Source organism: Moorena sp. SIO1F2 (genome assembly GCF_010672755.1).
Classification (GTDB): Bacteria; Cyanobacteriota; Cyanobacteriia; order Cyanobacteriales; family Coleofasciculaceae; genus Moorena.
The window spans coordinates 1-11,070 of record NZ_JAAHFV010000158.1 but is presented as its reverse complement, the minus strand read 5'-3'; the positions used below and the strand labels follow the sequence as shown (position 1 = coordinate 11,070).

Annotated in this window: 8 protein-coding genes; 5 read left to right on the top strand and 3 right to left on the bottom strand. The window is 44.1% G+C overall.

Features of this window, described 5'->3' with window-relative positions; all coding sequences use genetic code 11:
* Positions 1–912 (top strand): calcium-binding protein (locus F6J94_RS18705; RefSeq protein WP_293043251.1); only part of this gene is annotated, 912 nt, incomplete at its 5' end.
* A gap of 319 nt (positions 913–1,231) precedes the next feature.
* On the opposite strand, the gene F6J94_RS18700 is transcribed toward F6J94_RS18705, so the two are convergent.
* The 3 genes from F6J94_RS18700 to F6J94_RS18690 all read right to left on the bottom strand — a co-directional run bounded on the left by F6J94_RS18700 (position 1,232) and on the right by F6J94_RS18690 (position 6,167).
* Positions 1,232–2,758 (bottom strand): DEAD/DEAH box helicase family protein, encoded by a 1,527-nt coding sequence (locus tag F6J94_RS18700; protein ID WP_293043248.1) that lies wholly within the window; start codon positions 2,756–2,758, stop codon positions 1,232–1,234.
* A gap of 302 nt (positions 2,759–3,060) precedes the next feature.
* The gene (pgeF, locus tag F6J94_RS18695) at positions 3,061–3,846 is read right to left on the bottom strand and encodes a peptidoglycan editing factor PgeF (RefSeq protein WP_293029004.1); all 786 of its coding nucleotides are present in this window, start codon (positions 3,844–3,846) and stop codon (positions 3,061–3,063) included.
* A gap of 308 nt (positions 3,847–4,154) precedes the next feature.
* Positions 4,155–6,167: a WD40 repeat domain-containing serine/threonine-protein kinase gene (locus tag F6J94_RS18690; protein ID WP_293043244.1), complete on the bottom strand. Its 2,013-nt coding sequence runs from the start codon at positions 6,165–6,167 to the stop codon at positions 4,155–4,157.
* A gap of 743 nt (positions 6,168–6,910) precedes the next feature.
* Between F6J94_RS18690 and F6J94_RS18685 the strand changes: the two genes are divergently transcribed.
* The 4 genes from F6J94_RS18685 to F6J94_RS18670 all read left to right on the top strand — a co-directional run bounded on the left by F6J94_RS18685 (position 6,911) and on the right by F6J94_RS18670 (position 10,065).
* On the top strand, positions 6,911–7,363 hold the full coding sequence (locus tag F6J94_RS18685; RefSeq protein ID WP_293026083.1) for a helix-turn-helix domain-containing protein: 453 nt from the start codon (positions 6,911–6,913) through the stop codon (positions 7,361–7,363).
* A gap of 329 nt (positions 7,364–7,692) precedes the next feature.
* Positions 7,693–7,932, top strand: coding sequence for a hypothetical protein (locus F6J94_RS18680; protein WP_293026085.1), 240 nt, complete (start codon positions 7,693–7,695; stop codon positions 7,930–7,932).
* 237 nt (positions 7,933–8,169) lie between these two features.
* Positions 8,170–8,961: an ABC transporter permease gene (locus tag F6J94_RS18675; RefSeq protein WP_367142233.1), complete on the top strand. Its 792-nt coding sequence runs from the start codon at positions 8,170–8,172 to the stop codon at positions 8,959–8,961.
* 186 nt (positions 8,962–9,147) lie between these two features.
* The gene (locus F6J94_RS18670; RefSeq protein WP_293043241.1) at positions 9,148–10,065 is read left to right on the top strand and encodes an ABC transporter ATP-binding protein; all 918 of its coding nucleotides are present in this window, start codon (positions 9,148–9,150) and stop codon (positions 10,063–10,065) included.
* The last annotated feature ends 1,005 nt before the right edge of the window (positions 10,066–11,070 follow it).

Here is an 11,070-nt window from a genome sequence, read left to right as displayed (position 1 = left end):
ATAATCGACGACGATTTTGTGAATTTCGACATCCACAATGGCGGTCTAGGAATCGATACTATCGATTATTCCAATGTCACATTTGGTTCCGGGGTCACCATCAACCTGGCAACTGAGACCACCTCAGTTTCTGGAGGTAATACCGAAACGATTCGCAGTTTTGAGAACGTCGAGGGCTCTCAGGGGGGTGAGACCATCATCGGTACCAGCGGCGCAAACCGTCTCGATGGTAATGGTGGTAATGACACTATTCAAGGTCAAGGGGGAGCAGATACCTTGATTGGCGGTAGTGGTAATGATTCCCTGGACTCCGATACTCTAGGAACTGTTGATCTAATAGGTGATCTTTTAGATGGCGGTGCGGGCAACGATACACTTCAGGGAGAAGCCGGAAACGACACTCTACTTGGTGGCAGTGGCAATGATAGCCTCACGGGTGATGATTCCACTGTAGATTTTGGCAATGATAGCCTCAATGGTGGTTCTGGCAATGACACCCTCACTGGCGCAGGTGGTAATGATACCCTAGTTGGAGGTTCGGGCTCAGATACCCTGAACGGTACTAACAGTATTCTGGACGGTGCTGGTGAAATTGATATCCTTGACCCTGGTGATGCTCTTGCCAGGGATCTGATTATCCTGGGCACCAGTGGCTCGATCTATTACAATGGTGCTGGTATAGATTACGCTGTCATTGACAATTTCGACAGATTTAGCTTCGCTGGCGAAACTGACTCTGACAAGATCCAGATTTCCGGGTCATTGTCCAATTACACCTTAAGCTCATTCACAGGTACAATATCTGATGTTTCTATTACCAACGGCACTCGAATCAACTTAGGTGGAGAGATCATTGCTTATGTCGATTCTAGTGGTTTACTGACTTCTGCTGACTTTATCTCAGTGCTGTAGGGTGTAGGGGAACGGGTGATTGGAACAATGGAGGAGCTATGCCACGTTGATAGGACGGTTGAATCAGGTTGGAGTAACTCCAAAGTGGCTTTTATTTTCCCCGCGCCCCGCCCCACCCGGTCACCCTAACCCCTGTCTGCTTGTCTTGATGCAGCGCGGTCTTCGGGGAAACCCTCATGACCGCGCTGCATCGCTTTTAGTCTTGTTGTCACCTCCTCTACCTGGTGAGTTTGAGACCTGGTTAGAGGGGTGTTGATACCAAGTTGCATTCATACCTAGCACCCCATCACCAGATCACCCTATCACCTTTTGAGAAATACTAAAACTCATCATCCTCATCTCCCCACTTCCCCTTAGACTCAGCCGCCTTGGGGCTACTCCTAGGCTTGACCTGATAACCCTGCTCTGGCAATAACTCCAACTGCTTACCGGTCTGGCTCCCTTGCGGCTGTTTGCGCCTTCGCGGTTCATTCTTGCTACCACCACCATGGCGACGCCAAGAGGTTCGTTCTTCAGAGGTATCCTCGGCTACTACTTCATACAATAACGCTACCTTCTCCCCATCTTTACCTTTACGCAATACCCGACCCAAGCGCTGGATATACTCCCGAGATGAACCGGTCCCTGACAAGATAATCGCTACTCGCGCATCGGGGACATCGACTCCCTCATTCAATACATGGGATGCCGCTAAACAGCGATACTCTCCTTCCCGAAATCGCTTCAAAATATCATGACGCTCCTTGACTGGGGTTTGATGAGTAATCGCGGGAATTAATAACTCTTGAGAAATGCGATAAAGTGTAGCATTACCATTGGTAAAAATTAACATCTTCTCTGGGTAATGCTGAGCGAGTAAATCTAGCAAAATCCTTAATTTGCCATCGGTACCTAAGGCAATTTCCTTAGCCTCCCGGTGAGCTAACATGGCTCGGCGTCCGCTTTGCGATCGCGCACTTGCCATCACAAACTGCTGCCAACCTTTAATACTGCCGAGATGAATGTTGGACGCTCTCAAAAAATCATTGCGCAACGTCATGCAAGAATTATAGCGATCGCGTTCTTTTTGGGACAGCTTGACCTTAATCTGAATTACCTTATGGTCAGCTAGTGCCAAACCCGCCAATTGATCAGGGCTTTTCCGATAAACCTCTGGTCCTATCAAACCGTTAAGGTCCCAATGACGGCCATCGGAGCGGTCTGGGGTTGCTGTCAGTCCTAACCGATAGGGTGCGATCGCATATTCCGCAATCACCTTATAAAAATCCGTAGGTAAGTGATGACACTCATCAAAAATCACCAAAGCGTACCGATTCCCTAAGGTTTCCGCATGAATAGTGGCACTATCATAGGTGGCGATCAGGATAGGCGTGCGATCGCGAGAACCACCCCCCAACACTCCCACCTCCACATCTGGAAAGGCTGCTTCGAGTTGAGCATACCACTGGTGCATTAAATCTAGGGTTGGTACCACAACTATGGTACTACGAGGAGTGTCTTGCATTGCCAACTGGGCCAGATAAGTCTTACCTGCTCCCGTTGGTAGCACCACTACCCCTTTACGACCGGCTTGCTTCCATGCCAATAGAGCTTCCCGTTGATGGGGATAAGGTTCCATCTCAAAACTAGATACTAGTGGCAGAGGCACAAATTCCCTAGCATCATCAATAAAATCAACCTTTTCTCTGAGTAAGGTTTCTACCAGAGGACGATAATGAATTCCTCTAATCCGAAACTTCTCTACCCGATCATCCCAAGTCGCATACTCCACCCAAGCTTTGCCCCTCGGTGGTGGATGCAAAATCAGAGTTCCCCGGTCAAAGGTTAATCTAGGGGTGCGTGGCATGGATTCAAGGACGTTTCTTTGCTATTGTCGTACCGGTTCCGTTGCCAGGCTTTGGCCTAGCTTCAATGTAAGCATTCAGCCGTCAGCCGTCAGCCGTCAGCTTTCCATCACTGAGATTAAACGAATGCTTACTTGTTTTCTTGATCCCAAGCGCGAGTGGGGGAAACCCCCGCAGGTCGGCGCTGCATCGCTTATTCAAAAGCTGTTCGGTGTAGCTTCCTCATAGCCCATAAGCACATCAAGTAGCACAATCTGTAGCGCATTAGCTGATAGCTGATAGCTGATAGCTGATAGCTTACGCTTCAATAGCTAATAATACCAGACCACTGAACTTTCTTAAGTTGATTACGCCGATAGGAAAAGAAACGCTCTGGTTCAGAGTAAGTGCAGTGGGGTGCGATCGCAATTTGTTCTGAATCAATGCCCAATTGTTCCAACTGTAAGACATTCACTCGCCGCACATCCAAGCGTACTCGTCCGGGTTTCGGGTCATCTAATATCGGGGAGTCGTCTAGCTGCTGCAACACCCCCAGAATGGATTCAGTGGTATCCCCTTGATCAGTAGATACAATACTAGCTCCTACTTCAGCCGCCACCGTTTCTGATACCTGATAGCATTCCCCTGTAATTGCTGGACCGAGAGCAATGCGTAGATTTTCTTTACGGCTACCATTGTTTAGCAATCTTGCGATCGCATTAGGAACAATCCGTTGAGCAGTACCCCGCCAACCCGCATGAATTGCTGCTACCTGTCCCGTTTCCATATCCCCAATCAGTAACGGCGTACAATCTGCTGTACAAACCCACACAGCTTGGTTAGCTTCTTCACTTATAATACCATCAGCCGGTGGTTTATTGGAGTCTGGCTCACCGTTTTGGGTACTTTCAATTTCCCCAGGAGTTAGTACTGTATTGCCGTGAACCTGTTTAACTCGATACACCTGGGCATCAGGCTGGAGTACATCCACCATTTCTTCAGGAGAACGGGGAGAAAATGCTGAGGAAAAGAAGCCGTGATTCCATTGCTTCAATAGGCTACTCGTTAAATAGGGCAAATTATTCCAAGTGTCCCAGTGCCAGGTATGCATTTAAATTGTGTTGACGGTTTACACTTTACAGTTTACAGCTTAGACTTTACACTTTATCCTTTCAGCTGTTGTGGATTTCAATTATATATTATTTAATTATAGCTTTTATTGCATTTATGAGTTACACTTATAAACCTCAAAGTCCCCCTTTTTAAGGGGTATTTAGGGGGATCCCTTTGTACCTCATGGGAAATATAATTGCTATATCAAAAAAATAAAATTCTTTACCCCTGCTCCCTGCTCCCTGCTCCCTGCTCCCTTCCTGTCATAACCTAAAACTTTAACTTAAACCAGCTTACTGTCATAAATCAAGGCAACTTCCAAACTTTAATACTATCATCTCTACTGCCACTGACTAAGGTTTTTCCATCGGGACTAATCGCCAGAGAACTCACCCAGTTTTTATGACCAGTGAGGGTAGTTTTCAACTCCCATGTTTCTAAATCCCAAACCTTAATGGTATTATTGGCACTACCACTAACCAAGGTTTTACCATCCGGGCTAATCGCCAGAGAATGAACATAGTATATATGTCCAGTCAAGGTATTTTTTAATTCACCAATTGTCAAATCCCAAATTTTAATATTACGGTCTAAACTACTACTAAATAATGTTTTGCCATCAGGACTAATGATGAGAGAAACAACGGAATCTCTATGACCAGTCAGGGTCTTTTTTAGATCACCTGTATCCAAATCCCAAATTCTGATCGTATTGCCCCCATTACCACTAACTAAGGTTTTGCCATCAGGACTAATCACCACCGAACTAACCCAATTCGTTTCCCCCCTTAAGGTTTGTTTCAGCTTGCCAGTCGGTAAATCCCAAACTTTGATAGTGTGGTCATAACTTCCACTTACTAACGTTTTTCCATCGGAACTAATTGCAACAGAACTAATAAATCCCTGATGACCAGTAAGATTCTTTTTGAGCTGACCCCTTTTCAAATTCCAAATCTTGATAGTATTGTCATCACCACCACTAGCAATATTTTCTCCATCAGGAGTAATAGCGACAGAATAAACATTACCATCATGGCCATTAAGAGTTCTAACTAACTCACCTTTCGGCAAATTCCAAATTTTGACAGTATGATCATTACTACCACTTACCAAATAGTTACTATCAGGACTAACCGCAATAGAACGCACTGAGTTAGAGTGTCCATTGAGAGTAGTTTTGAGGTAGGTACTGCTTGGTAAACCAGCAATCAAAAAACTTAGATTAGACGGAAATGTTTTATAGCGAAAATATCCATATCCTTGAGTAATTAATCCTATAGATAATAAAGAAACTCCTCCCATCATCACTTGTTTTTTTAACTGGTCATTTTGTCTTAATGACGTTAAAAAATTCAGAAAAGACTCGTTATACTTAGAGGTTGATTGAGAGGGATTAGCAGAGGGCGCAGACTGAAGCTCCAACACCTCCAAGACTTGGTCTACAGATTGATAACGGTGCTGATAGCTTTCTGGGAGCAGCCGATCCATTATCCACCACAATTGTTCACTCACCGGTTGCTTTAAATGCTTTCGCCAACTATTTACCCAGCGATAGCCTTGTTTCTTCCACAAATCCCAAGGATGAACATTAGTAAGCAAATGAAAGCAGGTCGTGCCCAAACTGTATAAATCACTAGCAGCATAGGCTTTACCTCCCTCCATTTGTTCCATAGGCACATAGCCAAAGGAACCGATAGTGGTGCCAGTGATATTAGCCATGACCGTAGCCCTCAATTGCTTGGCTATCCCAAAATCGATTAATACTAGCTCAGTCTTTTTTTCATATCCTTGAGCCGAAGCAGGACGGCGAATGATATTACCTGGTTTAATATCTCGGTGAATCACCTTCTGTTGATGGACAAACTTGAGAATAGTTAGCAATTCAAATAAAACATCCCTAATCTTGTCTTCACTGAACGGTCCTGCTTCTGCCAACTCTTGCTCTAAGGTTTTCCCCTCGATATACTCTTGGAGCAAATATAAGCGCTGATCTTCTTCAAAGTAAGCTAGCAAGGTAGGGATTTGGGGATGTTGTCCCAGCCTTTGCAATTGTTTGGCCTCTTGCTCAAATAATTCTCGTGCCTTCTTGAGTGCCTTCGTTCCCTCAATTTGGGGCGCTAGCTGCTTAATCACACAGTGTTCATCCAATTTGTCCCTATCTTCTGCCAAATAAGTTTTGGAAAAGCCCCCATCTCCGAGGGGTCGAATCGGAAGATAGCGGTTTTTCAGGAGTACTAGTTTGTTACCACAGCTTTGGCAAAACTGGTTATCATCCGGATTAATGGGATTCTGGCAATCGGGATTAAGACAGCAGATCATACTGGCAGGTCATCAGGGAATTTGGGTATGACTAGGCCATTAAGAGGGTAGTTTTTTCCTGTTGATTGTCCTCTTAAGAGGGAGCATGTCACAGTTAAATGACATACGGTAGTAATTACGGTAGAAATTCCCTGGTATCAGGATGGTTTAAGTAGATGCTAGTGGTAGATGCTAGCTCTAGATGCTAGCTCTAGATGCTAACCCTGGCTGTTGGCTAATCAGCTAAAGTAGCGGTCAGCCCTTCTCGCTTTCCGGTCAGATTTGGCTAATTTGATTAAGTGATGGAATTAAGGATTTGAGCTGTTTAGCAATCCTTATGATTAAGGGTGCTGGTTAATTTACTTTCAATAAATGATTTTAGCAGAATTTTAGCAAACGCGATCGCAATCTGGTTAACCCGTTACAGGTTATTGGTTACAGGTTACAGGTGACCCGGTTACAGGTTACAGGTTAGGCGGTTATTAAACCTTGGCCTTTCGGCCACGCTACGCGAACAACCTTGGCCTTTCGGCCACGCTACGCGAACAACCTTGGCCTTTCGGCCACGCTACGCGAACAACTTTCAACCTATTTTTAGGTTACAGGTAACCCGGTTATTAAACCTTGGCCTTTCGGCCACGCTACGCGAACAACCTTCAACACTATTGAAACAACTGGACACGATATCACTTCTTTAAGGGAAGTTGTTATTTGGTCATTTTTATTATATACTAGTATCGGAATAGTTATTTCAAGTCCCCTCAATGAGTAAGCACGTTGGTACTACTGAAGCCGCATCTCTATTAGGTATTTCTTCTCGGCGATTGCGCCAACTCCTAGAGAAGGGTCGGGTTCGGGGTGCCTATAAAAGTGGAAAATTCTGGATTATTCCTCTGTTCAACGATTTGCCACAAATCACCAAAGGTACCCGTGGACCAAAAGGCAAATGGCGTACTACTCGTCCTCCTGCTTTGGCTAAGATTAATGTCAACCGCAATCGCATTGGCTCCAATAACCACAAAAGCCCTGAAGACCGGCTGCCAGTGATTTCAGTAAAACGAAGCGGCAACAATCTATACGGCAATCAGATCGAAATCATTGGTCCGTGTCGGATTGTCTATCAGCCAGATAATCCACTCGATTGTGGAGCTCGTTTATGGATCGAAACCTTCAGTGATGTCCACTTCATCGGTGGCAGTTTCCCTGCTACTAGCTGATACTGTTTAATCCCAGTCAACAGTAATTTTTCAAAAACAACTAGGAACTATACTTTGTCAAGAAAGTCATGGATTCATAGTGGGTACGGCTAACGGCTGATACCTTAATGCTTACCATGATGGTTCATTATGCCTAGGTATAAAATAACGACGCTACCAGATATAGCGCTACGCGCAAGTCAGAAGTTAGAAGTCAGAAGTCAGAAGTAAGCTATGACTATATTTCGGAGTTTAGGAATGTCCTAATCTAAATGCGTAGTGTTATATAATCTGATCTATCATTCTGTTATCCGATCTATTACTTGCGATCTATTATTTCTGAAACTACCATGAGAGCATCTAATCGAATTCCCCTAGTTTTGTTTCTACTGCGCCTCAGTGTTTTTATAGTAATGCTGATGTGGACAATCGATAAATTCGTGCGTCCTGAACATGCAGCTGCGGTCTATGAAAACTTTTACTTTATTAGTGGACTCGGTAACAGCATTTTTATTCTTATTGGCGCTATCCAGCTAGTAATCATCCTAGGATTTTTACTCTTAGTGGAAAAAACGATGGACTTATGGTAGCGTATTAGTATTTCATGGGATATAAACTATCTCATCCTATCAGCAATATCTAAGCCTATTTACTGATACTAATTTGCTATTTTTTGCCGCTTGGCAAATGTTAGCAGCTTGTTTTGCCCTTTATTATCTTAGAGACCTGGATACCTTGTTTGTTATCAATAGACGATAGGTAATCTAAACACAAAAATATGGGGTTAAAGTTGAAAGTTGAAAGTAGTAATAATTACCACATGATAAATGGCACACAGGATAATTATAAAATATTGGCGGGAAACCTGGGCTGTAGCACAGCGAATCTTGATTGAACTATGGCGAAGGCAGCGTAGCCTATTATTTTGGAGTATTTTTCCAATTACTGTGCTATTTCTCAACGGTTTGATTATGGCAGAACAGGCTGAGCTATCAACCGCAGAAGCATTTCAACGGGCTGCCCCAACTACTCTTGTGGGTGCTGCTTTGTTTTTTAGCTGCTTGGGGGGTAGCGTGGCAACAGTAGTCTCAGAACGAGAACAGCACATGCTCAAGCGTTTATTTATCTCTCCATTAGGCGGCATATCCTATTTCTTAGGAATTTTTTTGGCTCACAGCTGCATTGGTACAGGTCAAGGCTTAGTGGTTTATACCATAGCAGCATTTTTGGGGGCAAGGTTTCAAGGTTCCGTGTTGCTAGGGGTATTGATTATTTTCCTGAGTATTATTGCTTATGTGGGAGTGGGATTTTTTCTGGGAACTCAATTAGCGCGGCGGACTGAGGACGTTAATGCCTTAGTGGGAACCTTCGGTGTACCTCTATTAATTTTGGGGGGTGCGTTTTTACCAACTGCTTTGTTTCCGGAACAGTTACTGGAAATCGCTAAGTTTAACCCAATTTATCATATGAACGAAGCCTTGCTGGGAGTATGGGCTGATGGGAAGGGTTTGGTGGAAATCGAGTCTCATTTCTGGTTTTTGTTTGGCTTTGCCTCAGTGATGGTGATAGTCGGATGGTTGTCATACCAGGGGATGGTTCGGGTAGAGAGAAGATTGTGATTACCCACGGAATTTTTGTGCAGGGTAACCTAGTTTAAACCATTGAAGAATGAGGAGGTTTGCACAAACAAATAAACTTAAGTATAGTCGGGTCAGTTATCTATTAGCTAGTACTCCTATAAAATCATCCGATTATCGTAAAAAAAGTCTGATTAAATTGCCTTAGTATTGCTCAAGGTTTAACTAGTGCTAAATATCCATAAATTAAGTAAGTCTTACGGTAATCGAAACGTTCTGCGGGATTTAAGCCTAAATATTCCAGCAGGAGAAATATATGGTTTACTCGGACCCAATGGTGCGGGTAAGACAACTACTATCAATATCATCTGTAACTTACTACGAGCGGATAGTGGTGCGATCGCAATCAATAACCAACCAGTGTCCGAGGCAACGAAAAAGCTGATTGGGGTTGCCCCCCAAGACAATTTACTGTATCAAACCCTTAGTTGTCAAGAAAACTTGTATTTTTTTGCTCGTCTGTATGGGTTAGATGGTCAGCAGTGCTCTAAACAAGTTTACGCTGCCCTTGCTGCGGTAAATTTATTAGAGCGGGCAAAAAGTCCAGTGGAAACTCTCAGTGGTGGGATGCAGCGACGGATGAATATTGCTGTGGCTCTAGTGCATCAGCCCAAATTACTGATCTTAGATGAGCCTACGACAGGCTTAGATATTGAAGCGCGATATGAAATTTGGGACTTGATTCGACGTCTTCAGGGCCAGGGAATTACTATTTTGCTAACCACTCATTCCCTTGATGAAGCAGAACGTCTTTGCCAGAGAATTGGCATTCTTAAACAGGGACAGATTGTAGCAGAGGGGAGTTTGCTTGAGTTACGGCAAAAGATTCCGGCTCAAGAAATTGTGGTAGTAGACACCCCTCAAGAAGAACAAGCGATCGCTCGTGCCCAGGAATTAGGCTTTACTCATCGCCGCTATGGAAATGATTTAGCCTTTTGGCTACCAGAGTCTTTAGACCTGAAGGATATTATTGCTTGTTTTGATGGGATTCCCCTCGATTCCATTGCTCGTCAGCCAGTGCGGCTGGAGTATGTCTATGTAGAGGTTACATCAAATCTGGGAAACAAGTTAGTGGTTAGTAGTTAGTGAGAGTGTGTTGATCTCTACTAACTACTGTAGGGGCCAACAACTGTTCGCCTCTACTAACCACCAACAAAAAACAACAAACTGGATATTGTGGGTGATTAACGATAACAATCTACAAACCATTCCCTCTGCAATTCTAAGTAAATTCCTCAAGGTTAATCAACCTGTTAGGGTTAATCAATGTTTTGTCTTCACAGGGATATTATAACCCTTTTTTTCAGGATTTGTCACGATTTCCAGATATCAAGGCAGAGCCTTAAGCTGGTCTTCATTTAAATTCCATGCTTCTGATAGCAGGGGAGCATCAATCCTCCCTAACCCCCCTTAGTAAGCCAGGGCTGTTTCATTGTCGGACTAAAATGTGATTGGTGGGGAGATAGGGAGATAGGGAGATAGGGAGATAGCGGTGTGGCGAATTTAATAATTAGATGCGGAAAGCGCACCTTAGGTATTTTTAACCTTAAAAATACCCTCTCCCCAGCACCCCACTTCCCTTGAAGTTACAGTAGTTGAGGGTAGCCTTTATGGTCGGCAGGTTATGGGCAACAGGTTTAAGCTTTTGGTAAGCATTCAGCTAATAGCTATCAGCTATCAGCTAATGCGCTACGCGCACGCTACTTGAGGTGCTATTAGCTTTGGGCCAAGACTCACGCTACGGGAATGGCTCAGGGCTGACCGCTGACCGCTGATGGCTGAATGCTTACAGTTTTTGTAATAAGGCTACCCTCTTCAAGGTTTCATCCCTTTCACGCCTATTGACCTGAGAATTTATCCCAAAGAATGAAACAGCCCTGCCCTTAGTAAGGGAGGAATGGTAGCAGGGGAGAGGGTTTGATGGTTTTTTGCTAACTGAATAATATCCAATTTAAATGCGCAACCTAAGTACAGGACAAAAAATGGAGAGAGTTAAGAAAAGCTGGGAACTGGTGGTCAAGATTGGTGAAAATTGAGCGCAGATAATCAAATCCCAAACGAAATAGGCTCTTGGCTCGTCGTTGATGGGAT

Excerpts from the sequence above, each read along its gene's own strand:
- F6J94_RS18675 (WP_367142233.1), top strand. The coding sequence starts at position 8,170 with ATGGCACACAGGATAATTATAAAATATTGGCGGGAAACCTGGGCTGTA.
- pgeF (WP_293029004.1), bottom strand. The coding sequence starts at position 3,846 with ATGCATACCTGGCACTGGGACACTTGGAATAATTTGCCCTATTTAACG.
- F6J94_RS18690 (WP_293043244.1), bottom strand. The coding sequence starts at position 6,167 with ATGATCTGCTGTCTTAATCCCGATTGCCAGAATCCCATTAATCCGGAT.
- F6J94_RS18700 (WP_293043248.1), bottom strand. The coding sequence starts at position 2,758 with ATGCCACGCACCCCTAGATTAACCTTTGACCGGGGAACTCTGATTTTG.
- F6J94_RS18680 (WP_293026085.1), top strand. The coding sequence starts at position 7,693 with ATGAGAGCATCTAATCGAATTCCCCTAGTTTTGTTTCTACTGCGCCTC.
- F6J94_RS18685 (WP_293026083.1), top strand. The coding sequence starts at position 6,911 with ATGAGTAAGCACGTTGGTACTACTGAAGCCGCATCTCTATTAGGTATT.